General features: G+C 66.3%; 25 protein-coding genes. 8 read left to right on the forward strand and 17 right to left on the reverse strand.

Translation table 11 applies throughout. The features are described 5' to 3' along the window. Window positions 1-1,208: serine hydrolase (locus tag ACREB7_RS15820; RefSeq protein WP_431593237.1), on the forward strand; the 1,208-nt coding region annotated here is incomplete at its 5' end. A gap of 6 nt (window positions 1,209-1,214) precedes the next feature. On the opposite strand, the gene ACREB7_RS15825 is transcribed toward ACREB7_RS15820, so the two are convergent. Genes ACREB7_RS15825 through uvrC form a run of 8 tightly spaced genes read right to left on the reverse strand, consistent with a single transcriptional unit; the run spans window position 1,215 to window position 8,165 of the window. Then, a complete protein-coding gene (locus ACREB7_RS15825; RefSeq protein WP_431593238.1) occupies window positions 1,215-1,526 on the reverse strand; it encodes a TM2 domain-containing protein in 312 nt (103 codons plus the stop codon). Between the two features lie 57 nt (window positions 1,527-1,583). Then, complete coding sequence (locus tag ACREB7_RS15830; RefSeq protein ID WP_431593239.1) at window positions 1,584-2,375, reverse strand: LysR family transcriptional regulator; 792 nt, start codon at window positions 2,373-2,375, stop codon at window positions 1,584-1,586. Further along, on the reverse strand, window positions 2,372-2,773 hold the full coding sequence (apaG, locus tag ACREB7_RS15835) for a Co2+/Mg2+ efflux protein ApaG (RefSeq protein ID WP_431593240.1): 402 nt from the start codon (window positions 2,771-2,773) through the stop codon (window positions 2,372-2,374). The genes ACREB7_RS15830 and apaG overlap by 4 nt, the downstream gene beginning before the upstream one ends. A gap of 20 nt (window positions 2,774-2,793) precedes the next feature. Further along, window positions 2,794-3,999, reverse strand: coding sequence for a trans-sulfuration enzyme family protein (locus ACREB7_RS15840; RefSeq protein WP_431593241.1), 1,206 nt, complete (start codon window positions 3,997-3,999; stop codon window positions 2,794-2,796). Window positions 4,000-4,004: 5 nt separating this feature from the next. After that, window positions 4,005-5,051: a 3-isopropylmalate dehydrogenase gene (gene leuB, locus ACREB7_RS15845; protein WP_431593242.1), complete on the reverse strand. Its 1,047-nt coding sequence runs from the start codon at window positions 5,049-5,051 to the stop codon at window positions 4,005-4,007. Window positions 5,052-5,099: 48 nt separating this feature from the next. Continuing rightward, the gene (recO, locus tag ACREB7_RS15850; protein ID WP_187141433.1) at window positions 5,100-5,837 is read right to left on the reverse strand and encodes a DNA repair protein RecO; all 738 of its coding nucleotides are present in this window, start codon (window positions 5,835-5,837) and stop codon (window positions 5,100-5,102) included. Then, window positions 5,825-6,217 (reverse strand): PaaI family thioesterase, encoded by a 393-nt coding sequence (locus ACREB7_RS15855; RefSeq protein WP_431593243.1) that lies wholly within the window; start codon window positions 6,215-6,217, stop codon window positions 5,825-5,827. The genes recO and ACREB7_RS15855 overlap by 13 nt, the downstream gene beginning before the upstream one ends. 13 nt (window positions 6,218-6,230) lie before the next feature. Continuing rightward, window positions 6,231-8,165, reverse strand: coding sequence for an excinuclease ABC subunit UvrC (gene uvrC, locus ACREB7_RS15860; RefSeq protein WP_431593244.1), 1,935 nt, complete (start codon window positions 8,163-8,165; stop codon window positions 6,231-6,233). A gap of 72 nt (window positions 8,166-8,237) precedes the next feature. On the opposite strand from uvrC, the gene ACREB7_RS15865 reads away from it, so the two are divergent. Together ACREB7_RS15865 and ACREB7_RS15870 are read left to right on the forward strand one after the other, a co-directional pair. Beyond that, window positions 8,238-8,957 (forward strand): SDR family oxidoreductase, encoded by a 720-nt coding sequence (locus tag ACREB7_RS15865; RefSeq protein WP_431593245.1) that lies wholly within the window; start codon window positions 8,238-8,240, stop codon window positions 8,955-8,957. Window positions 8,958-8,967: 10 nt separating this feature from the next. Beyond that, window positions 8,968-9,612, forward strand: coding sequence for a glutathione S-transferase family protein (locus ACREB7_RS15870; RefSeq protein WP_431593246.1), 645 nt, complete (start codon window positions 8,968-8,970; stop codon window positions 9,610-9,612). A gap of 62 nt (window positions 9,613-9,674) precedes the next feature. Here the strand turns inward: ACREB7_RS15870 and ACREB7_RS15875 are convergent, their stop codons facing one another. From ACREB7_RS15875 to ACREB7_RS15910, 8 genes are all read right to left on the reverse strand, one after another. Continuing rightward, window positions 9,675-10,220 carry a F0F1 ATP synthase subunit B gene (locus ACREB7_RS15875; RefSeq protein ID WP_431593247.1) on the reverse strand — a complete coding sequence of 182 codons (546 nt, stop codon included), beginning with the start codon at window positions 10,218-10,220 and terminating at the stop codon, window positions 9,675-9,677. Beyond that, window positions 10,213-10,710, reverse strand: coding sequence for an ATPase (locus tag ACREB7_RS15880; protein WP_431593248.1), 498 nt, complete (start codon window positions 10,708-10,710; stop codon window positions 10,213-10,215). Before ACREB7_RS15880 ends, ACREB7_RS15875 begins: the two co-directional genes overlap by 8 nt. A 71-nt stretch (window positions 10,711-10,781) precedes the next feature. Continuing rightward, on the reverse strand, window positions 10,782-11,012 hold the full coding sequence (locus ACREB7_RS15885; protein WP_037515205.1) for a F0F1 ATP synthase subunit C: 231 nt from the start codon (window positions 11,010-11,012) through the stop codon (window positions 10,782-10,784). Between the two features lie 43 nt (window positions 11,013-11,055). Continuing rightward, window positions 11,056-11,808 carry a F0F1 ATP synthase subunit A gene (locus ACREB7_RS15890; protein ID WP_431593259.1) on the reverse strand — a complete coding sequence of 251 codons (753 nt, stop codon included), beginning with the start codon at window positions 11,806-11,808 and terminating at the stop codon, window positions 11,056-11,058. 61 nt (window positions 11,809-11,869) lie between these two features. Continuing rightward, window positions 11,870-12,199 carry an AtpZ/AtpI family protein gene (locus tag ACREB7_RS15895; RefSeq protein ID WP_431593249.1) on the reverse strand — a complete coding sequence of 110 codons (330 nt, stop codon included), beginning with the start codon at window positions 12,197-12,199 and terminating at the stop codon, window positions 11,870-11,872. 232 nt (window positions 12,200-12,431) lie between these two features. Beyond that, the gene (locus ACREB7_RS15900; protein WP_431593250.1) at window positions 12,432-12,830 is read right to left on the reverse strand and encodes a YdbL family protein; all 399 of its coding nucleotides are present in this window, start codon (window positions 12,828-12,830) and stop codon (window positions 12,432-12,434) included. A gap of 12 nt (window positions 12,831-12,842) precedes the next feature. Beyond that, window positions 12,843-13,058, reverse strand: coding sequence for a YnbE family lipoprotein (locus ACREB7_RS15905; RefSeq protein WP_431593251.1), 216 nt, complete (start codon window positions 13,056-13,058; stop codon window positions 12,843-12,845). Continuing rightward, a complete protein-coding gene (locus ACREB7_RS15910) occupies window positions 13,055-16,219 on the reverse strand; it encodes an intermembrane phospholipid transport protein YdbH family protein (protein WP_431593252.1) in 3,165 nt (1,054 codons plus the stop codon). Before ACREB7_RS15910 ends, ACREB7_RS15905 begins: the two co-directional genes overlap by 4 nt. Window positions 16,220-16,375: 156 nt before the next feature. Here ACREB7_RS15910 and radC point away from each other — a divergent pair, with 156 nt between their 5' ends. Next, the gene (radC, locus tag ACREB7_RS15915) at window positions 16,376-17,053 is read left to right on the forward strand and encodes a RadC family protein (protein WP_431593253.1); all 678 of its coding nucleotides are present in this window, start codon (window positions 16,376-16,378) and stop codon (window positions 17,051-17,053) included. A 229-nt stretch (window positions 17,054-17,282) separates the two neighbouring features. Further along, a complete protein-coding gene (gene rnk / locus ACREB7_RS15920; RefSeq protein ID WP_431593254.1) occupies window positions 17,283-17,699 on the forward strand; it encodes a nucleoside diphosphate kinase regulator in 417 nt (138 codons plus the stop codon). A gap of 68 nt (window positions 17,700-17,767) precedes the next feature. Here rnk and ACREB7_RS15925 read toward each other — a convergent pair whose 3' ends face one another. Continuing rightward, window positions 17,768-18,298: a calcium-binding protein gene (locus ACREB7_RS15925; RefSeq protein ID WP_431593255.1), complete on the reverse strand. Its 531-nt coding sequence runs from the start codon at window positions 18,296-18,298 to the stop codon at window positions 17,768-17,770. A gap of 195 nt (window positions 18,299-18,493) precedes the next feature. On the opposite strand from ACREB7_RS15925, the gene purB reads away from it, so the two are divergent. From purB to pyrF, 3 genes are all read left to right on the forward strand, one after another. Beyond that, window positions 18,494-19,807, forward strand: a complete 1,314-nt coding sequence (gene purB, locus ACREB7_RS15930; RefSeq protein ID WP_431593256.1) for an adenylosuccinate lyase — start codon at window positions 18,494-18,496, stop codon at window positions 19,805-19,807. A 206-nt stretch (window positions 19,808-20,013) separates the two neighbouring features. Then, window positions 20,014-20,376: a lipopolysaccharide assembly protein LapA domain-containing protein gene (locus ACREB7_RS15935; RefSeq protein WP_431593257.1), complete on the forward strand. Its 363-nt coding sequence runs from the start codon at window positions 20,014-20,016 to the stop codon at window positions 20,374-20,376. Further along, on the forward strand, window positions 20,373-21,047 hold the full coding sequence (gene pyrF, locus ACREB7_RS15940; protein WP_431593258.1) for an orotidine-5'-phosphate decarboxylase: 675 nt from the start codon (window positions 20,373-20,375) through the stop codon (window positions 21,045-21,047). The genes ACREB7_RS15935 and pyrF overlap by 4 nt, the downstream gene beginning before the upstream one ends. Window positions 21,048-21,100 lie beyond the last annotated feature (53 nt).

The following is a 21,100-nucleotide window of genomic DNA, read 5'->3' on the forward strand; positions in this document are numbered from 1 at the left end:
TCTTCGACTTTCGCGCAGCGCAACTCGTCGACCTTCTCTCCGGAAAAATAACTTTCGCCGACTATTTCGACCCGTCGTTCCAGACAGCCGTGCCCGAGGCGCAATTCCAGGCCATCACCGCCAGCCTGATCGCGCAATATGGCCCGCCGGTCGCGGTCGACAGCGCCACCTCGCCCAACGGTCGCGCGGGCATCGTGATGCTCCGCTTCGGAAAGGGCGTCGGCACCATCGCGCTCGAAGTAGGCCCCGGCGAGGGCGCACGGGTGACCGGCCTGCGCATTACCGACTTCACCATGGCCGATGACAGCTTCGACCGCATCGCCGCCGAGATCGCCGCCCTGCCCGGCACTGCCGGCTTCCTCGTCGCCGAAATCGACGGAGCGACGATCAGGCCCATCGCCGCCGCAGAGCCCGACCGGCAATTCGCGATCGGTTCGACATTCAAACTCTATATTCTCGACGAACTGGCGGCCCAGGTCGAAGCGGGCCAACGCAAATGGTCCGACGTCGTGCCGCTGTCGCACTCCAGCTTTTCGTCGGCAGCGACTGCCAACTGGCCGAAAGACACCCCGGTCACACTTCAGACGCTAGCCAACTGGATGGTCTCGGTCAGCGACAATGGCGCCACCGACACGCTGATCCACTTGTTGGGGCGCGAACGGATCGAGGCGCGGATGCGCGGCGCCGGGCACAGCGACCCGTCGCGCAACATCCCCTTTCTGACCACGGTCGAGGCTTTCGCGCTCAAGGGCGATAATTTCGCTTCGGAACGCACCGCCTTCGTCGCCGCCGACGACAAGGCGCAACGCAAGCTGATCGACACCAACAAGGGCCGGCTGATCCTAGCCAACGTCGATGGCGTCAGCTTCAGCGGCGGCCCGCGCTTCATCGACAGCCTCGAATGGTTCGCCAGCCCCAACGACATCGCGCGAGCCTTCATCGACCTGCGCGCGCGCCGGTCGGATACGACGATGGCGGCGATGGCGATCAACAACGGCGTCGGCCCCGGCGCGGCGAAGGGCTGGTCCTACCTCGGTTACAAGGGCGGGTCCGAACTCGGCGTGCTGTCGATGAGCCTGCTCGGTCAGCGCGAGGCCGACAGCAAATGGTTCGTGGTGACGACGAGTTGGAACAATGCCGACGCGGCGGTGTCGACCGACACGATGATCGGGCTGGTGACCCGGCTGCTGGCGCTGGCCACCCGTTAGGCGGCGTCAGAATCGCGGACGCATGGGCGATGATTGCCCCATGACCTGATCGGCCACCTCCATATTTGCCTGCCGCAGCATGTCCGGGATCAGGAACGCATCGACGATCCACCAGATCGAAAGGGCAAACCAGCCCGCGAAAAGCGGCAACCATCCGAACAGACAGAGCAACAATTGCACTATCCCGGTACCGACGCGTCCCACATAAAATCTATGCGCCCCAAGTCCGCCGAGGAAAAACCAAAGCAGATAGGCCGCGCCCTGCGACTTCTTGTGCGCATCATAGTATAGCTGCGCCCGCACACCGTCATTGTCCATTTGGCACCCCCAATTGAACAAGGGTGTACGACTTGACGCGCGCAGGCAATAAGGAAATTACGCCGTCAGCGCCGCGACCAGTGCCTTAACCTTCGCCTGCCGCCACTGCGGCGTCGGCGCGACCAGCCAGTAACCGCGCTTCACGGCAAAGGCCTCGCGCACCAGCCGCACCCGGCCCGACGCGATGTCGGCCTCGGCGAGCATCGCGGGAACATTCGCCTGCCCCAGCCCGTTGGCGGCGGCGTCGATCGCCAGCCCCGCATCGCCGAGCCGCAGCGCGGGCTCGCCGTCCTCGACCGGGCAGCCCGGCCAGGCAATGCGCGTATCGCTCGCGCTGCCCGGGCCGGCGACGGTTACCATCATCGCTTCGGCCAGGGCGACGCCCTCATGGTCTCCGGCTCCATCGGACCAGAAGATCGCCAGGTCGAGATTGGCTTCGGTGAAATCGATCCCGCCGTCCGCCGACACGAGCGTGAAGCGCACATCGGGCGCCTGCTGGCTGTAACGCGCGAGGCGCGGAGCCAGCCATTTGGCGGTCAAGTCCCGCGGCGCCGCAATCGTCAGCGACTGCGACGACTGCCCCGCCTGCATCGCGCGCACCGATTCCTCGAATTGCAGGAAACCGTGGCGCAGCGCGTCGAGCCCCGCCTCGGCCTCACCGGTCAATTCCAGCCCCTTGGGCGTGCGGCGGAACAGCACCACGCCCAACATATCCTCGAGCGCGCGGATCTGCTGCCCGACTGCGGCGGGGGTCACCGCCAACTCGTCTGCCGCGCGGGTGAAGCTCAGGTGGCGGGCCGCTGCATCGAATACGCGCAGCGCGTTGAGCGGTAAATGGGTGCGTTTCATGGGGCAGTCGCAGGCATCTTCAGGGCGAATTGCGGGATCGCGATCAGCATATGCTGGCCATCGGCGCCCTCCATATCGTAACTGCCGATCATCGACCCTTCGGGCGTCGGCAGCGGGCATCCCGACACATAGTCGAACGCGCCGCCGGGCTGGATGATCGGCTGCTCGCCGACCACGCCTTCGCCCTCGACCTCGCTGACCTGTCCGCGCCCGTCGACGATGCGCCAATGGCGATTGATCAGTTGCACCGCCGTGTCACCATGATTTTCGACGCGGACATGATAGGCCCAGAACCAGCGCCCCAGCGACGGATGCGACTGTTCGGGCAGATAGCTGACCGCCACCCGTACCGTCACCGCGCCGGTCGTTTCCGCGTAGGGAAAGAAGGAGTCGATCATCGTCACGCCGTCAAAATCGCCTAAAGCCCGACCTTGGTCAATGCCTGGTCCAGATCGGCGATCAGGTCGCGCGGATCTTCCAGCCCGATATTGATCCGCAGCATGCCCTCGACCACCCCCATGTCGGCGCGCACCTCGGCGCTGACGCCATAATGGGTTGTCGATGCGGGGTGGCAGCACAGGCTGCGCGAATCGCCGATATTGTTAGAGATATCGACCAGTTCCAGCGCGTTGAGAAATCCCATCGCCTGTTCGCGGCCTTCGAGCACGAAGGAGAAGATCGGCCCGCACGCCTCCATCTGGCTCATCGCCAGATTATGCTGCGGATGGCTCGCCAGCCCCGGGTGCAACATCCTGGTCACCCGCTTTTCGATGGCCTTGCCGACCGCCAGCGCATTTTCGGACTGACGCCGCGCCCGCAGGTCGAGCGTTTCGAGGCCTTTCAGCACCACCCAGGCGTTGAAGGGCGACAGATTCGGCCCGGTGTTGCGCTGGAACGGCAGCAGCACGTCGTTGATGAACTTCTCGGTCCCGCACACCGCGCCGGCGAGCACACGGCCCTGCCCTTCCATCAGCTTGGTCGCCGAATAGGCAACGACATCGGCGCCGAAATCCATCGGCCGCTGCAGCACCGCTGTCGCGAACGCATTGTCGACGACGCTGGTGATCCCATGCGCCTTCGCGACGGCGCAGACATGCTTCATGTCGACGATGTCCATCGTCGGATTGGCCGGCGTCTCGAAGAAAAACACCTTGGTGTTCGGCTTGATCGCTTTCTCCCAGGCGTCATTGTCGCGCCCGTCGATCACCGTCGTCTCGATGCCGAAGCGCGGACACAGATGGTCGACCAGCCAGCGGCACGACCCGAACGCGGCCTTTGCCGCGACGATATGGTCCCCCGCCGACAGCTGGCAGAGCAACGCCGTGGTCATTGCCGCCATGCCGGTCGCCTGCGTCCGGCACGCCTCGGCGCCTTCGATCAGCGCGATCCGCTCCTCGAGCATCGCCACCGTCGGATTCTGCAACCGCGAATAGGTCATGCCCTGCGCTTCGCCAGCAAAGCGCCCCGCGACCTCTTCGGCGCTCTCATAGGTATAGCCCGAGGTCAGGAAGAGTGCCTCGGACGTTTCGCCATGCTCGCTGCGCCAGGTGCCGCCGCGCACCGCCTGCGTCGCGGGATGCCAGCCCTGCGTCGTGCTGCGATCGAAACCCGTTGTCTTTTTCATCTGCCTTATCCGTTCAAAACCGCCACGACCGCATCACCCAGCGCCGCCGTGCTCATAGTGCCGCCAAGATCCGCACCCCGGCATCCGTCCGCCAGTACCTTCGCCACTGCCGCCTCGATCCGCGCCGCGCTCGCCTCGTCGCCGCCCGAATGGCGCAGCAGCATCGCGAGCGACAGGATCATCGCCAGCGGGTTGGCCACGCCCTTGCCCGCGATATCGGGCGCGCTGCCGTGGATCGGCTCGTACAGCCCCCGCCTGCCCTCGCTTAGCGAGGCCGAGGCGAGCAGGCCGATCGACCCGACGCACATCGATGCCTGATCCGACAGGATGTCGCCGAACAGATTGCCGGTTACGACGACGTCGAACTGTCCCGGATTGCGCACCAACTGCATCGCGGCATTGTCGACATACATATGGCTCAGCGTCACGTCGGGGTATTCCGCCGCGACCTCAATCACGACGTCGCGCCACAGCTGCGACGTCTCCAACACATTGGCCTTGTCGACCGAGCAGAGCCGCTTCTGGCGCCCTTGCGCAGCGCGGAAGGCGACATGCGCGATGCGCCGCACCTCACTCTCGCTATACGACATGATGTCATAGCCTTCACGCTCGCCGGTCGCGGTGGTGCGCGTGCCCTTCTCGCCGAAATAGACGTCGCCGTTGAGCTCGCGCACGATCAGCAGGTCGATCGCCGAGGCGACCTCGGGCCGCAGCGCCGAACTGTCCTCCAGCCCGGCGAACAGCTTGGCGGGCCGCAGATTGGCGAACAGCCCCAGCTCGGAGCGCAGCCCCAAAATCGCCTGCTCGGGCCTCAGGTGCCGTTCGACACTGTCGAAGCGCGGATCGCCCACGGCCCCGAACAGAATCGCATCGCTGGCCTTCGCCTTGGCGAGCGTCTCTGGCGGTAGCGGATGGCCCGTCGCCGCATAGGCCGCGCCGCCGACGAGCGCGCGGTCGAGCGTTACCGGCAGCGCGAGTGCGGCAAGCACTTTTTCCGCCTCCGCCATGATTTCCGGACCGATACCGTCGCCAGCCAGCAGCAGGATATTCAATGCGTCACCCTTTCATGTCTCGCGAGCCGCTTAGACAGCGACGACGAGTCACGCAACCGCCCTGCCGAGCCGGTCGATCAGCCGCGCCCGCACCCCGAGCAGTTCGCGGTTGCGCCCTTCGAGCAGGTCGCGGTCGAGGAAATGCCCGGTGATCGCCAGCCCGTCCAGCACATCGCCCATCGCCTCGACCGCGCCTGCGCCCCGCAGGAACGCCGGAAGGCGAAGCAACCGCTCCTCATACCCGACCGCCGCCTCGACGCACACCGCGCCGCCCGACTTCGGACTGACAAATGCCAGACCATTCCGAGACCCCGTCACCACGCATTCGTCGAGATCGAGCCCGAACCCCAGCTCGGCGAGCAGCAACAGCTCATACCGCGCCAGCGCCGCCGCCCATAGCCGCGCCGACGGCGCCACCCCGATCGCATCGAGCAACCCCGACAGCGCATCGAAAAGCGCCGGATAAGGCTGGCTTTCCGGCAGGATCGCCGCAGTCAGGCTCGTCACCCAGTCGATCGCCGCCGACGGCAGCGGTTCGGCCAGCAAAGGCGCCCGGCTAGCCAGCAATTCGGCCGTCGCCCCCGCCAGCTGCTCCTCCGTCCGCGCCCGCAGTTCGAGCGCGACCAGATTGCCAGGCATCAATATCGGCCGCAGCCGCCGCGACCGCCCGCCGCGCACATAGCCCGCGACCAGCCCCGCCTCGCGCGTCAGCGCCCGCAATATCGCGCCATGTTCGCCATGCGCGCGCACCGCGCAGACGATGGCTTCGGCGCTCAGGCTGGCCAAAGCACCAGCTGCGTCTGCGTCACCAGCGCGACATCGGCGCCTTCTTCGGTCCTGATGCGCGTCTGCCAAACCGACACGCGCTTGCCGACCTTCACCGGGGTCGCTTCGCCGACCAGCACCGATCCGACCGGCCCACCGCCCAAGAAATTGGTCTTGCTCTCGATCGTCGTCGTGCCCGTAGCGCCCTCGGGCAAGGTCAGAAAAGCCCCCACCGCGCCGAGACAGTCGGCAAAGGCCATGATCGCCCCGCCATGGACGATATTCCCCGCCGTGCAGATTTCGGCCCGCACCGGCAGCTTGCCCGCGACGCGCTCCTTCGTGCCTTCGTGGATCGTCACACCGAGCGTTCCCGCCAGCGGCATCATCGCGCCAAAATCCATCGTCCCGCTCTCCTCACCGTCCCGCGTGATAGAAATCATACACCGCCTGCGCCACCGCAGCGCTCACCCCTGGCGCTTTCTGCAAATCCTCGAGGCTCGCGCCGCGCACCGCGCGTCCGGTGCCGAAATGCATCAGCAGCGCCTTCTTGCGTGCCGGGCCGATCCCCGGCACCTCGTCGAGCGGCGAGCTTCCCATCGCCTTCGCCCGCTTCGCCCGATGCGCGCCGATCGCGAAGCGGTGCGCCTCGTCGCGCAGCCGCTGGATATAGAAGAGCACCGCATTGTTCGGCGGCAACGTAAATTCGCGCCCGTCGGGATGATAGAAAGTCTCGCGTCCGGCATTGCGGTCCGGCCCCTTCGCCACACCGATATACGTCAGGTCGTCGATGCCCAGTTCGGCGAGCACCGCGCCCGCCGCCGAGACCTGCCCCTTGCCGCCGTCGATCAGCACCAGGTCGGGCCATTCGCCCTTGGTACGCTCGGGGTCCTCCTCGATCGCGCGCGCGAAGCGGCGCTGGAACACCTCCGCCATCATCGCGAAATCGTCGCCCGGCTGCGTTTCGGCGCGTTTGATGTTGAACTTGCGATAGGCGCCCTTGATCCAGCCCTCGGGACCCGCGACGACCATCGCGCCCAGCGCATTGGTGCCCTGGATATGGCTGTTGTCGTAGATTTCGATCCGCTGCGGCGGATTGTCCAGGTCGAACAGGTCGGCCAACTCGCGCCCCAGCTTCGCCTGCGAACTGCTCTCGGCGAGCCGCCGGTCGAGCTCCTCGCCCGCATTGCGCACCGCCTGCTCCAGCAACCGCCGCCGGTTGCCGCGCTGCGGCACGCTGATCTCGATCTTGCGTTCGGCGAGTTCGCCCAATGCCTCGGCGAGCAACGCGCTTTCCTCGGGCTCGCGGTCGACGAGGATCGTCTTCGGCGGCGGCACGCCTTCGTAAAATTGCATCAGGAAGCTCGCCATCACCTCGGCTTCGGGGACCCCCGCGACATGCGCCGGAAAGAAGCTGCGATGCCCCCAATTCTGCCCGCCGCGGATGAAGAAGCCCGCGATGCAGAGCTGCCCGCCCTTGGCTGCGAGCGCAAAGACGTCGGCATCGCCCAACCCGTCGGCATGGACCGACTGGCTGCCCTGGATGAAAGTCAGCGCCTTCAACCGGTCGCGCACGATCGCCGCCGTCTCGAAATCCATCGCCTCGGCGGCCTGCGTCATCGCGTCGCCCAGCCTCTTCTGGACCGCGATCGACCGCCCTTCGAGGAAATCCTGCGCATCGCCGACCAACTGCGCATAATCCTCCGTCGAGATGCGCCCCACGCACGGCGCGCTGCACCGCTTGATCTGGTAGAGCAGGCACGGCCGCGACCGGTTGGCGAAGAAGCTGTCGGTGCAACTACGCAGCAAAAAGGTCTTTTGCAGCGCATTCAGCGTCTGGTTCACCGACCCCGCGCTCGCGAAGGGACCATAATAGCGCCCCTTGGCGCGGCGCGCGCCGCGATGCTTCTGCACCCGCGGGAATTTATGATCCATGCGCAACAGAATGAAGGGAAAGCTTTTGTCGTCGCGCAGCAGCACATTGTACGGCGGGCGATAGCGCTTGATCAGCTGCGCCTCGAGCAACAGCGCCTCGGCCTCGCTCGTCGTCGTGACGATCTCCATCGCGCGCGTCTGCGACACCATCCGCTGCAACCGCTGTGGCAGCCGCGCGACCTGCGTATAATTGGTCACGCGGTTCTTCAGCGCCCGCGCCTTGCCGACGTAGAGCACATCGCCGCGCGCATCGAGCATCCGGTACACCCCGGGCCGCGTCGGCAGCTTCTTCACGACATTGCGGATCGCCTCGGCGCCGCGCTCGAGGTCGGGCTGGTCGCCCTCCCCGTCGCCGCCGCGCATCACATAGGTCGCCTTCTCTTCGTTGAATCGGTCGGGAGCGTTCGGGCGGGCCATGATTTTGCATGTAGGCGAGGACGATGCGACCCGCCATAGTGTGACAGGTAAAACAGTCATCGGAGGGGTCGGATGGACGTAAGAGGTAAACTCGCGCTGGTCACCGGCGGCAGCGACGGCATCGGGCGCGAGATCGCGCTGCAGCTGCAGGGATCGGGCGCCGACGTCATCGTCACGGGCCGCTCGCCCGACAAACTGCAGGCCATGGCCGCGCTCGGCTTCGGAACCATCGCCGGCGACCAGTCGATGGCAGCGGGCGTCGATGCGGTGGTGGGCGGCGTCGCGGGCAAGCCGCTCGCGATCCTCGTCAACAATGCCGGGGTCGGCAGCGACTATGAGCTCGACGATGCAACCACGCTCGACAGCGCCGCGCACTGCATCCGCACCAATCTCGACGCGCCGATCGCGCTGTGCACCCGCCTGCTGCCGGTGTTGCGCGCCCAGCCCGAGGCGGCGATCGTCAACGTCACGTCGGGCCTCGCCATCGCCCCGCGCGCCGGCGGGTCGATCTATTGCGCCACCAAGGCCGGATTGCGCAGCTATACGCAGGCGATCCGCCACCTGCTCAAGGACAGCAATGTCGTCGTGATTGAGGCGCTGCCGCCGGTGGTCGAAACCAACATGACCGCAGGGCGCAGCGGCAAGAAGATGAGCGCGCACGATTGCGCCGCCGAAATCGTCGCCGGCATTCGGTCGAACAAGCGCGAGGTCAACGCCGGCATGGTCAAGATCCTGCAACTCGTCCACAGCATCTCGCCCGCGCTCGCGCGGCGAATTATGATCCGCTTCTAGGGAACTCGCGATGATCACCCTCTATGGCGAAGGCCGCGGCTTCCGCGTCGCCTGGCTGCTTGAGGAACTGGGCCTGCCCTATCGCATGCGCCCGGTCGATCTGCTCGACGGGTTGGAGAAGGACACCGAATTTCTCGCAGTCAATCCCGCCGGATTCATTCCCGCGATCGTCGACGGCGACACCGTGATGGTCGAATCGATCGCGATCCTCGAATATCTGCTCGCCCGTCACGGTCCCAGCCCGCTCGCGCCGTCGACGGGCGATCCCGACTTCGTCCCTTATCTGCAGTTCCTGCACATGGGCGAGGCCGGGCTGGCCGGGCCGATCAACGCGATCGTCGCCACCATCATCCTCGCGCCCGAAGCCGAGCAGGCGAACTGGACGACAAAATGGGCGCGCGACATCTTCGAAAGCCGCCTTGGCCTTGTCAGCCGCCAGCTGGCGAAGACCCCCTATATCGCCGGCGAGCGCTTCACCGCCGCCGATATCTCGGTGACCTATGCGCTGCAATTCGCGCAGCGCACGATCGGCTATGCCCTCGGCGACACCGAACGCGCCTATATCGCCCGCACGACGGCGCGGGACAGCTATGGCCGCGCGATGGACGCCTGTCCGGCCACCAAGGCGTGGGTCGCGGGGCTCAGCATCCCCTAGCCCCAACAACAAAACGCCCGCGGAAATCCGCGGGCGTCTTGTTTCAGCACTGTCGCCCGGGGTCAGCCCTTGGCGACTGCCGCGATCGCCTGGTCGACCAGCGCCTTGTCGGCGCCGGCGTCATGCTTGTCGGCGATCAGCTTCGCCGCCGCATCGGTCGCCGCCTTGGCGGTCGCGGTGCGGACCTCGGCGAGCGCGCCGGCTTCGGCCGCCGCGATGCGGTCTTCGGCCATCTGCTTGCGGCGCGCGATCAGCGCGGTGGCGTCGGCCTTGGCCTTGGTCACCAGCGTTTCGGCCTCGGCCTCGGCGCGCGTACGCATCTCGTCGGCTTCCTTGGCCGCGTCCGCGAGCTTCGCCTCATATTCGGCCTTCAGCGATTCCGCATCGAGGCGGAGCTGTTCGGCTTCCTTGAGCTGCTTCGTGATCTCGGCAATCTTGTTGTCGAGCATGCCCGCGACCAGCGCCGGCACCTTCTTCCAAAGCAGGATGGCGATGAAGATCGCCATCGCGATCGACACCCAGACGGTCGCGTCGATGAAACCGAACGATGCCGGTTCGACATGCGCCTCGCCTGCGGCTTCGGACAGGATCAGAGCAAGATTAGCCATGGAGCACCGCCTTCACCGCCGATTTCGCGTCGGCCGCCGCAACCTTCACGCCCGACAGCTTGGCGACCAGGTCGCTCGCCGCTTCGGCCGCGACCGATTCAATCTCGGCCATCGCCGATGTCCGCGCCGCGGACACATCTGCTTCGGCCGCCGCCAGCTTGTCGCTGATTTCGGCATCGACCTTCGCCAGACGCTTTTCGGCGTCTTTCGCGGCCTTGTCCTTCGCATCGGCGACCGCCTTTTGCGCGGCGGCGCGGCTCGCGTCGCTTTGCTGGCGATAGCTTTCCTCGATCGCATCGGCGGCGGCGTGCGCCGCCTTGGCGGCCGCGAGATCGTCGGCGACCTTGCGGTCGCGCGCATCCACCGTCGCCTCGATCTTCGGCAGCATGCCGCGGCCGATGACAAAGAAGACGAAGCCGAAGGTCAGCAGCACCCAGAAAATCTGCGATGCGGCATACCAGTTTTCAGCGAATTGGCTGATCTGAGGCATGGACTATCTCAACGAACAAAGAGGAAAGCGGTCGCGGAGCGGGCGCCGGAACGCCCGCCCCGCCGACGAAATCAGGCTGCCTTGAGGTACAGCAGGATTGCGATCAGGAACGACAGCAGACCGAGAAGTTCGGCGGCCGCGAAGCCGATGAACAGGCGGCCCTGCTGGCCGTCGGCGGCTGCCGGGTTGCGCAGCGCGCTTTCGAGGAAGCTGCCGAACACATTGCCCACACCGATGGCGGCCATACCGGCGCCGATGGCGGCCAGACCGGCGCCGATGAGCGAAGCTGCTTGAACGTCCATTGTATAACTCCTTGGGAAAAACGTCGATTAAACGGTTGATTGATCAGTGAAGATTGATCGCGTCGTTCAGGTAGAGCGACGTGAGCAATGCGAAAACATAGGCCTGGATGCCCGCGACCAGCAGCTCGAGACCACTGATGCCGACCATCAGCGCCATGCTGGGGATGCCGACGCCGATGCCGATCACCGGGCTGGCGGCCAGGCCATCGATGATGAACGAGGCGAACACCTTCATCAGCACGTGGCCGGCGGTCATGGCGACGAACAGTCGCAGCGCGAGGCTGAACGGGCGGACCATGAACGACACGAGTTCGATCACCGGGATCAGCCACAGCAGCCACCAGGGCGTGCCGTGCGGCACGAAGAGCGAGAAGAAATGCAGGCCGTGGCGCCAGAAACCGACGATCAGCACGATCGCGAAGCTGAGGATCGCGAGGAAACCGGTGATCGTGAAATGGCTCGTCACGGTGAAGGGGTGGACGCCGAACAATCCGAGCGGCGCGAGGCCGATGAGGTTGAGCATCAGGATGAACATGAAGAGCGAGAAGACATAAGGCGTATATTTGCGGCCTTCGGGGCCGATATTCGCGTTCATCATGCTCGAGATAAAACCGGTGAAGCCTTCGACCGCGACCTGCCAGCGACCGGGAACGAGCTGACGCTTCATGCCGCCGATCATAAACACCCACAAAAGCAGGCCGGCGACGATCATCCACATCGCACTCGTCGTGAAAGCAACCTCGTGACCCCCGACATGGAACATGTCGAACATCTTCTGCACCTCGAACTGGTGCATCGGGTCCACTTTACCTTGATCCGCCACGCGATACCTCGCCTAAATCCCAGTCAAACCAGCTTCAATCCGGCTTTGTCGGCCGAATATTGGCAATTCGAAATATGTTCCTGAAGGCGACCGCCACTCCGAGGAACAGCACCACCAACAGGCCCCAGGGCGCGGTGCCGGCAAAATGATCGATTGTCCAACCGACCAACGCGCCGCCACCGATGCCGCCCAGCAATTCCGCCAATACGCGGTTACCGAGCTTGTAATTCGCATCGGTCTCCGGTCCGGCGTTCACCGCGTTCCGTTTTGCTTCTGCGGCTTCGGCCCGGTCCAATCGCTCTTCGAGCGAGACCAGGCGCGAATCCTCCGAAGTTTGTTCCGGATCGCTGCCGTTCCCCGTCATTTCCTGCCATCCTCCTGAAACAGCGCCGGAAAGCTCCGGTTCCGCCTGCGAAAAAAGGCCCGAAAAATCGGGGGACCCCTAAGGCGCGGTCCGTTTAGGAATGACGTCCCATTAAGTCAATGCTTGTGCGCAACTGCACAAAAATGACGCCGGGCGGGCGCACAAAAATGCCGCCGCGTTTAGGGGCGCGGCGGCATGTGGCGCCCACAGGCGCCCTTGTCGTTCCGAAAAATCAGGGGCAGCGGGAATCGCGGATCGGGGCGCCGGCGTCGCGGGTCTGCCAGCTCTTGTCGGGCGCCATATATTTCTCGCCCGGCTTGGTCTTGGCGATCAGGTTGCAGCCGGTGACGAACGCGAATTGTTCGACCGTGCTGCCCGCCGGCGCACCGCTGGTATAGGCGGCCTTGCGCTTGATATTGATGTCGTCGACGATCGCCCGCACCGCCGGGGTCGGGGTCGAGGCATAGCCGAGATAGCCGTCGGGCTGCTCGCCGACCTGCCCTGCCGCGCGCGCGGCTTCATAGGCGGGGTCGCGCTGCGCCATCGCCGCGGGCACCATCAGCGCCACGGCGGCGGTCGCGGCCACGGCGGCCATCGCAATTCCGGTCGGTTTCCAAATCTTCGTCATCATTCTCATTCCCTGTCAGAATATCGAGCTATTCTGTTCGATCAGCTTCTTGGCATCTCCATCAAGCCTGTACACGATTTCCTGCTTGATGTTGATGTTCAGGTTGATTTCGATCGGCTTGTCCGGCGTTTCGATCTGCACGCAGCCGGAAAGGGCCGCCGCGCCGATCGTTACCGCAAGACATCGACCGATCACGGCCCGCCTCCTCGCTTCACTTCTTGTCGTCTTCATTGCACGGGCTCGCTTGCTGGAGGCTGAACGGTGGAATTTTTCGCGGCGGCGGCTTTCGCCTCTTCCTGCGCCTGCATCAGCGCGGGCAGATTCTGTTCGATATAGACCGTCGGATCATAAAAGCCCTTGGCCGATGTGATCAACTGGCGGAAGGGCGCCTGGATCTTGATGTTGAAGACAAAGGGCAGCTTGGCGACCTGGCGCGTGATGAAATTCTGCGTCGCGCCTTCGCCCTGCCCGATGCCGCCGAAGCGGATGTCGGTGACCATTTCGCCGTCGAGGTCGCCGTTGAGGACGATCGTCAGATCCTGATATTTGAGGCTGCGGAGCGCGCCGAACGCGAAATTGGCCATCGCGCCCAGATCGTGGTTGGTCAGTTCGCCGACATAGGCCAGCGTCCCGCCGCCATCGCGCGCATCGATGCGGCCATTGACGATCCGCCCGCCGAGCCCGTCGAACTCGACCGGCAGCGTGCCGTCGAACTTGCCCGTCGCATTGATATTTTCGAACCCGAAATTCTGGAGGAACACCGCTGCATCGACCCCGACGAGGTCGAAGCTCAGCCGCCGCGGCTGGTCGGCGTTGAAATTGAGCGTCGTCGGATGCAGTTCCAGCTTGCCCCCGGCAAAGGGCCAGCTGCCCCCCTGAATCCGCACGCGATTGTCGCCGAGCAGCTGATATTCGATCTCGCCGTCGACCACCGGGATGCCGGGATTGACCTCGGCCAGGCGGACCGTCTGGTTCGGCGCCGACTTGAGGCCGATCAGGTCGTCGAAGGTCAGCGTCGTCGTCGCGCCGGTGACCGGACCGAAGGCGGCGGCAAGGTTGGTGTTCGCGGTGGCAAAGGTGCCGCGGCTGGTCACGCCCGCCGGCGACCAGTCGATGCGGCCGTCGCCGACCACCGCCCCCTGCACATTGGCGACGACGCCGAGCGCGAGGCGGGTGAGCTGATCGGGCTGGAAACTGTCGCCGAAGCGCAGTTCGGCGATTTTCAGATCGGCAAAACCGGTGCCGCCGGCCAGCTCGTGCCGAATCACCGTGTCCAGCACCGGCGCCCCGCTGCGCCGCTCGGCGAAGGCGGCGGTCGCGTCGATCCGGCCATCGGCGAAGCGAAGCGACGCATCCTGGCTGACCAGCGGGAAAAAGCGCGCTTCGGCTTCGGGCAGCGCATCGGTCAGGACGATCGATCCGTCGAGCCCGAGCACGCCGCCGGCGAAGGTCCAGCGCCCGCCGATTTCGCTCATCTCGAGCGGCACCGCGCCGATCTTGCCCGCCGCGCCGACAAGGTCGCCCGCGAGTCCCGTCGGGGTCGATGCGCCGGTGATCCGGTCGGCGCTGAACCGCGTGACGCTGTCGTCCTGCCCCAGCCGGACGTCGGCGCCCGCCAGCGACCAGCGCAGCGTCGACAGGTCGATATCGCCCGCACCGGCGTTGAAGGCGAAAGGCGACGATCCGCTCGACCCGCGCAGCGCGATCCGCGGAATGCGGACCTGTCCGCTGAGCCCGTTCGGTCCCGCCGCCAGCAAGGGCTTCCCGGCGCGGCTGCACAGGTCGATCGCCGGCGCCGCGAGGCGGAAGCCGCTGACCTCGATCCGGTCGGCGGCGACGCGGCTGCAGCCGCCGTTCAGCGCCAGCGCCCCGGTCGGCGCCAGCACCCCGCCCAACGGCACGCGCAGCCGCTCGGCGCGCCCGTCGGCGAGCGGCCCGCTGAGCTCCGCCACCGTCGCAAAGCGCATCAGCCCGTTCGGCCCGCCCGAGAAGCGCACCGGCTGGAGCGCCAGACGCGCGCCGCCGGCGACATAGGGCTCGATCCGCGCGAGGCCGGAGATGGCGCCGTCGGAGCGGCGGTCGAGATCGAGCGTGCCTTCGGGCAGCCCCCCGCCGCCGAAGGCCCATCGGCCCTGCACGACAAAGGCGGGGCTCGCGGTCGCGAACAGATAGCCGATGCGGCTGTCGGCGCCGCCGGTGAGCCGCGCGCCGCTTTCGCTGACGAGGTCGGGCGCGACGAGCTCGATCCGCGCGCTATCGCCCTCACCGGCCAGCGCGAAGGCGGTCTTGCCCGACAGGTCGCCGAGCATGCGGCTCACCGCCGCCGTGACCTGGCTCGCCACCGGCCCGAGCGGGCTGCCGTCGAGGCCCTTGGCGCTCGCAGCGATCCGCTGTCGCAGTCCCGCGCTCGCCGCCGCGCTGGCAAAGCCCAGATGGCCTGCGAGTTTCGGCGCGTCCTTGCCGACCTCCCCGGTCGCGTCGAGATCGACACGGCTGGCGGCGAAATCGGGCCCGCTCAGCCGCCGCGCCTCGCCATCGAAGGTCAGCGCGGTCTTGCCCGCATCGCCATCGAACCCGGCGAGCAGCGCGACGCGTTCGGCGCGGACCGGGCCTGCCGCCAGCGACACCAGCGCCGCATCGGTCTTGCCGGTCCAGCTCCGCAGATCCTGACCCAGTTCGACATCGAGCGCGACCTGCGGCGACACCGCCGTGATTTCGCCATCGGCGCAGCGCAATGCGCGCCCGCGCAGCGCCCCTTTGAGCCGCGGCTTCAACCGCTGCACCGTCAGCGGACCGTAAAAGCTGATCGCCGACGCCCGGCATCCCCCCGCATCGAGCGTCGGGGCGACCAGCGCCAGCGTCCCCGAAAAGCTGCGCTGCAGATGCCCGCGCCCGTTCAGCGCCGCGCCGACGACGCCCCAGGGCGTCTCGACCCGCGCCCGCGCGTCGGTCAGCACCGCCGACAGGTCGGGCAAGGCCAGCGGATCGGTGCTCGACGGATCGCGAAACTTGTCGAGCGCGCCGAACGACAGCCGTCCGTCCGCGAACCGCCCATAGAGCCGGACGCCGTCGGCGGTGATCGACGACACATAGGGGCCGTTCCACCCATAGCCGAGCGCGACCTCGACCGTCCTCGCGGTCAGGTCGGGCCGTTTGGGATCGCCGATGACGACGTTGGAGAGACGTTCGGTGCGAAAGCCGATGTCGTCGATGACATAGGTCGCGGGCACGCCGAGCGAATCGAGCTGTTCGCGCACGAAGCGGTCGGCGATCGGCTCGCGCGCCAGCCACAGCCCGCCGACCAGCACCGCGAGCGCGGCTCCGGTCAGCCAGCGCTTTTTCACGCGGCGACGGCGTCGGACCAGTCCAGCGGGTTCGGGGCTATCGGTCATGGCGCCTTTATTCGATCCTCATGCGCCCCGGCGGGTCCGCCCCTTGCTGTAAGATAACGCCGAAATGGCGCAATTGGCTGCAAAAGACAGGACGTTGCCATAGGCGCGGAACCTTATGGACGTTGAGTGCCGGTCACAAGCTGCTATTCGGGGTCCATGGGGGAAGCCGATCATTCCGGGCATCGCGCAAGGCTGCGCGCGCGGCTGCTCGACACCGGCGGCGACGCGCTCGCCGACTATGAACTGGTCGAATATCTGCTCGCGCTCGCCATCCCGCGCCGCGACACCAAGCCGCTGGCGAAGGCGCTGCTCCGCGAATTCGGCTCGCTGGCGCAGCTGATCGGCGCCGATCCCGATGTGCTGCGCCGCATCGACGGCCTCGGCGACGGCGCGATCGCCGCGCTCAAGATCGTCCAGGCGACCAGCCTGCGCATGCTGAAAGGCGAAATCGCGGAAAAGCCCCTGCTGTCGAGCTGGGACGCCCTGCTCGACTATCTGCGCGCCGACATGGGGCCGCTCGATATCGAACGGGTGCGTGTCCTCTATCTCAACACGCGCAACATGCTGATCCGCGACGAACTGGCGAGCGAGGGATCGATCGATCAGTCGGCGATCTATGTCCGCGAAGTCGTCAAACGCGCGCTCGAGCTGGGCGCGGCGGCGATCATCCTCGTCCATAATCATCCCAGTGGCAGCCCCGAACCGAGCCGTCAGGATATCGCGATCACGCGCGACATCGTCGCCGCCGCCGCGAAGCTCGGTGTCACCCTCCACGACCATATCATCATCGGCGGCAATGATTATCGCAGTATGCGCGCGATGGGACTGATCTGACCGGGCTGATCCGGACGCCGTTTGACTTCCGGACGCTCCCGCGACATCATCCCCCCATGCAGATTCGACGCGGCCTTCTCCGCTTCCGGTTTTTCGGGGGCCAACTTCTCGCGGGCATCTAGCCCCGGGTTCAGGCGCGTTCGCCCCGAACCCGGGGCAAATTTCCGATCCTTTTAAGCCGTGCGCGGGACGACCGCGTGCGCGCGCCCCTATCCGGAAAGTCCGCACCATGACCCAGACCAAAGCCAAGACCCGGGCCGCGCGCCCGGCCATCCACATGATCGACGTCGAAGCCGACCGGCTGACCGAACTCGCGCTGCACAAGCAGCATGAACTCAACCGCATCTATGAATTGCTGCTCGGCGAGATCGATCGCGCCGCGATCTGCAGCCGCGACGCCATGCCGACCAATGTCGTGACCATGGGGTCCGAAGTGACCTTCCTCGACGAAAAGACCGGCACCCAGCGCACCGTCAGCCTCGTCTATCCCGCTTTCGCCGATATCGCGGCGGGGCGCGTGTCGATCCTGACCCCGGTCGGCGCGGGACTGATCGGGCTGCGCACCGGCCAGTCGATCCTGTGGCCCGATCGCGGCGGGCAGGAACACCGGCTGACCATCGTCGAAGTGAAGCAGCCCACCGAATAGCCGCCGGACGCCAGACGCGATGAAGCCGCCGGATCGCTCCGACGGCTTCACCACCCAGTCAGGGGCGCTTACGCGCCTTTCGACAGGAAGGTGGTCAGTTCGACCTTGCTGACGGTGCCGTTCTTGTCGACATCGGCGGCGCCATAGGCCTGACCGATCCAGGTCTTCACCTCGGCCGATTCGACATCGACCGTCGGTTCGCTGGCGCTGCGCAGCTTCTTCATCCAGGTGCCGAATTCGGCCTCGCTGAGTTCGGTGCTCGAATCGGCGTCATAGGTCGGAAATTCCTTGTCGACGATTTGCGCCACCTGGGTGGCCGTGGCGGGCGTGCCAGCCGGAGCCGGCTGGGCCGCCGCAGCCTCGCCAGCCGGGGGAGCGGGCTCGGCGGTGGGCGGCGTTGTGCTGTCGGGCGTGGGGGCAGGCTCCGCCGCATCGGGTGCCGGCTGCGCGGCGTCGGGCGCCGGCGTTGCGGGTTCGCTGGCGGGCGGCGTCGTCTCGGTCTGCGCCGGGGGAGCGCCAGGGTCCGCCGCCGGCTGGTCCTGCGCCAGCGCGGGGAAACTGATCGCGGCAGCGCCGATCAAAAGCATGGTCTTCAACATGATATTTCTCCTGTTCTATAGCGACGCTTCGCCTTGCGCGCCGCCGGTTCCTGAAAGGGCATGGGGTCAACCGACCCGGAAAAGCGTAAGTTGCACGGCCGTGACGATTGGCGGGACGGTCCGTCCCTGCTAGGGCGCGCCCCGTCGCGTTTCCGCGCCGATTCCGCGATCGATCGATACTAGAGGAGTAAAATCATGGTTCCGCGCTACGCCCGACCCGAGATGACCGCGATCTGGTCGGCCGAAAACCGGTTCCGCATCTGGTTCGAGATTGAGGCGCACGCCACCGACGCGCTCGCCGACCTCGGCGTCGTTCCCAAGGAGGCGGCCAAGGCGCTGTGGGACTGGTGGGCGACGAACCCGGTGATCGACGTTCCCGCGATCGACGCGATCGAGGCCGTCACCAAGCATGACGTCATCGCCTTCCTGACCTGGGTCGCCGAAAATGTCGGCGATCAGGCGCGCTTCATGCATCAGGGCATGACGTCGAGCGACGTGCTCGACACCTGCCTCGCGGTGCAGCTGACGCAAGCCGCCGACATATTGCTCGCCGACCTCGACGCTCTGCTCGCGGCGATCGAGCGCCGCGCGCGCGAACATAAGCTGACCCCGACGATCGGCCGCAGCCATGGCATCCACGCCGAACCCGTCACCTTCGGGCTCAAGCTGGCGCAGGCCTATGCCGAGTTCGACCGTTGCAGGACGCGGCTGATCGCCGCGCGCGCCGATATCGCCACCTGCGCCATTTCGGGCGCGGTCGGCACCTTCGCCAATATCGACCCGCGCGTCGAGGAACATGTCGCGGCCAAGCTCGGCCTGTCGGTCGAACCCGTCTCGACGCAGGTCATCCCGCGCGACCGTCATGCGATGTTCTTCGCGACGCTTGGCGTCATCGCCGGGTCGATCGAGCGGCTCGCGGTCGAGGTTCGCCATCTCCAGCGCACCGAAGTGCTCGAGGCTGAGGAATATTTCTCGCCGGGGCAGAAGGGCTCGTCGGCGATGCCGCACAAGCGCAACCCGATCCTGACCGAGAATCTGACCGGGCTTGCGCGCATGGTGCGCAGCGCGGTCGTCCCGGCGCTCGAAAATGTCGCGCTGTGGCACGAGCGCGACATCAGCCATTCGTCGGTCGAACGCTTCATCGGCCCCGACGCGACGATCACTCTCGACTTCGCGCTCGGCCGCCTGACCGGCGTGATCGACAAATTGCTCGTCTATCCCGAACGGATGCAGAAGAACCTCGACCGCATGGGCGGCCTCGTCCATTCGCAGCGCGTGCTGCTGGCGCTGACGCAGGCGGGCGCCAGCCGCGAGGAAAGCTATGTGCTGGTTCAGCGCAACGCGATGAAGGTGTGGGAAAGCGACGGCGCGCTGTCGCTGCTCGACCTGCTCAAGGCCGACGCCGACGTCACCGCCAAGCTGTCGGGGGAGGAACTGACCGCGCTGTTCGACCTCGGCTATCACCTCAAGCATGTCGACACCATCTTCGCGCGGGTGTTTGGGAAATAAGATCCTCCCCCAGGGGGGAGGGGGACCACCCGCAGGGTGGTGGAGGGGTACAGGAGGTCATACGCCGCGCTCGACACCGCGTACCCCTCCACCATCTTCGATGGTCCCCCTCCCCGTTCCGGGGGAGGATCGGCAGTCCCCCACTGGAAACCCGCGCCAAACTCGCCTAGGCTTCCGTCACGTCGCCAAGAAACAGGAGCAGCCGCATGGGAATTGTCCGGACGATCATCTGGGTGTTGCTCACCGCGGTGCTGGTGATCTTTTCGATGGCGAACTGGATTCCGGTCACCGTCACCATCTGGCCGGGCCAGGTGCTCGACACCAAATTGCCCGTGCTGATCCTCGTTTCCTTCCTGATCGGGACCATTCCGCTGTGGATCGCGCTGCGCGCGGCGCGCTGGTCGCTCAAGCGTCGGCTCGACCATAGCGACCGCCAGCTTGCCGACCTGCGCGCGATGGCGAACCGCCCGGCGGAGCCCGCCGCGCCCGCTCCGGTGGCCGCCCCCGCCGCAACGACGGTCGGCGACATCCCGCCCTCGCTCTTCGACAAACCGACGGAAACGCCATGACCTCGCCGCTCTATCTCGCGATCGACACCCTCCACCTCGACGCGGCGCTGACGCTGGCGCAAAAGGTTCGGCGCCATGTCGGCGGACTGAAGCTCGGGCTCGAATTCTTCTGCGCCAACGGCCATCATGGCGTGCATGAGATGGCGAAGATCGGGCTGCCGATCTTCCTCGACCTGAAACTCCACGACATTCCGAACACGGTCGCAAAGGCGATCCAGGCGCTCCGCCCCCTCGAGCCCGCGATCCTGACGGTGCACGCCGCAGGCGGGCGCGCGATGCTCGAAGAAGCGAAGGCGGCGGCGGGTCTCAACACCAAGGTCGTGGCAGTCACCGTGCTGACCAGCCTCGATGCGCCCGACCTGGGCGATATCGGCGTCGGCGGCACCCCGCATGACCAGGTCGTCCGCCTCGCCGCGCTCGCACGCGAATCGGGCTGCGACGGCATCGTCTGTTCGGGCCAGGAGGTGAAGGCCGCCCGCAATGCATGGCCCAGCGGCTTTTTCGTCGTCCCCGGCGTCCGCCCCGCGAACGGCAAGATCGGCGACCAGAAGCGCGTGGTCACCCCGGCGCAGGCGATGACCGACGGCGCCTCGATCCTGGTGGTCGGTCGCCCGATCAGCCAGTCGGCGGACCCGGATCTGGCGGCGCGCGAGATCGAGGCGACGCTTTAACGAGCCCCCTCGCCCGTTTCCGTTCGTGTCGAGCGAAGTCGAGACACGCAAAC

It is taken from the genome of Sphingopyxis sp. (assembly GCF_050725615.1).
GTDB lineage: Bacteria > Pseudomonadota > Alphaproteobacteria > Sphingomonadales > Sphingomonadaceae > Sphingopyxis.

Excerpts from the sequence above, each read along its gene's own strand:
- ACREB7_RS15840 (WP_431593241.1), bottom strand. The coding sequence starts at position 3,999 with ATGAAAAAGACAACGGGTTTCGATCGCAGCACGACGCAGGGCTGGCAT.
- ACREB7_RS15870 (WP_431593246.1), top strand. The coding sequence starts at position 8,968 with ATGATCACCCTCTATGGCGAAGGCCGCGGCTTCCGCGTCGCCTGGCTG.
- pyrF (WP_431593258.1), top strand. The coding sequence starts at position 20,373 with ATGACCTCGCCGCTCTATCTCGCGATCGACACCCTCCACCTCGACGCG.
- ACREB7_RS15885 (WP_037515205.1), bottom strand. The coding sequence starts at position 11,012 with ATGGACGTTCAAGCAGCTTCGCTCATCGGCGCCGGTCTGGCCGCCATC.
- ACREB7_RS15935 (WP_431593257.1), top strand. The coding sequence starts at position 20,014 with ATGGGAATTGTCCGGACGATCATCTGGGTGTTGCTCACCGCGGTGCTG.
- ACREB7_RS15855 (WP_431593243.1), bottom strand. The coding sequence starts at position 6,217 with ATGGATTTTGGCGCGATGATGCCGCTGGCGGGAACGCTCGGTGTGACG.
- rnk (WP_431593254.1), top strand. The coding sequence starts at position 17,283 with ATGACCCAGACCAAAGCCAAGACCCGGGCCGCGCGCCCGGCCATCCAC.
- ACREB7_RS15890 (WP_431593259.1), bottom strand. The coding sequence starts at position 11,808 with ATGCACCAGTTCGAGGTGCAGAAGATGTTCGACATGTTCCATGTCGGG.
- apaG (WP_431593240.1), bottom strand. The coding sequence starts at position 2,773 with ATGATCGACTCCTTCTTTCCCTACGCGGAAACGACCGGCGCGGTGACG.
- ACREB7_RS15905 (WP_431593251.1), bottom strand. The coding sequence starts at position 13,058 with ATGAAGACGACAAGAAGTGAAGCGAGGAGGCGGGCCGTGATCGGTCGA.
- uvrC (WP_431593244.1), bottom strand. The coding sequence starts at position 8,165 with ATGGCCCGCCCGAACGCTCCCGACCGATTCAACGAAGAGAAGGCGACC.
- ACREB7_RS15925 (WP_431593255.1), bottom strand. The coding sequence starts at position 18,298 with ATGTTGAAGACCATGCTTTTGATCGGCGCTGCCGCGATCAGTTTCCCC.
- purB (WP_431593256.1), top strand. The coding sequence starts at position 18,494 with ATGGTTCCGCGCTACGCCCGACCCGAGATGACCGCGATCTGGTCGGCC.
- ACREB7_RS15895 (WP_431593249.1), bottom strand. The coding sequence starts at position 12,199 with ATGACGGGGAACGGCAGCGATCCGGAACAAACTTCGGAGGATTCGCGC.
- ACREB7_RS15900 (WP_431593250.1), bottom strand. The coding sequence starts at position 12,830 with ATGATGACGAAGATTTGGAAACCGACCGGAATTGCGATGGCCGCCGTG.
- ACREB7_RS15880 (WP_431593248.1), bottom strand. The coding sequence starts at position 10,710 with ATGCCTCAGATCAGCCAATTCGCTGAAAACTGGTATGCCGCATCGCAG.
- ACREB7_RS15865 (WP_431593245.1), top strand. The coding sequence starts at position 8,238 with ATGGACGTAAGAGGTAAACTCGCGCTGGTCACCGGCGGCAGCGACGGC.
- ACREB7_RS15825 (WP_431593238.1), bottom strand. The coding sequence starts at position 1,526 with ATGGACAATGACGGTGTGCGGGCGCAGCTATACTATGATGCGCACAAG.
- radC (WP_431593253.1), top strand. The coding sequence starts at position 16,376 with ATGGGGGAAGCCGATCATTCCGGGCATCGCGCAAGGCTGCGCGCGCGG.
- ACREB7_RS15910 (WP_431593252.1), bottom strand. The coding sequence starts at position 16,219 with ATGACCGATAGCCCCGAACCCGCTGGACTGGTCCGACGCCGTCGCCGC.
- ACREB7_RS15830 (WP_431593239.1), bottom strand. The coding sequence starts at position 2,375 with ATGAAACGCACCCATTTACCGCTCAACGCGCTGCGCGTATTCGATGCA.
- ACREB7_RS15875 (WP_431593247.1), bottom strand. The coding sequence starts at position 10,220 with ATGGCTAATCTTGCTCTGATCCTGTCCGAAGCCGCAGGCGAGGCGCAT.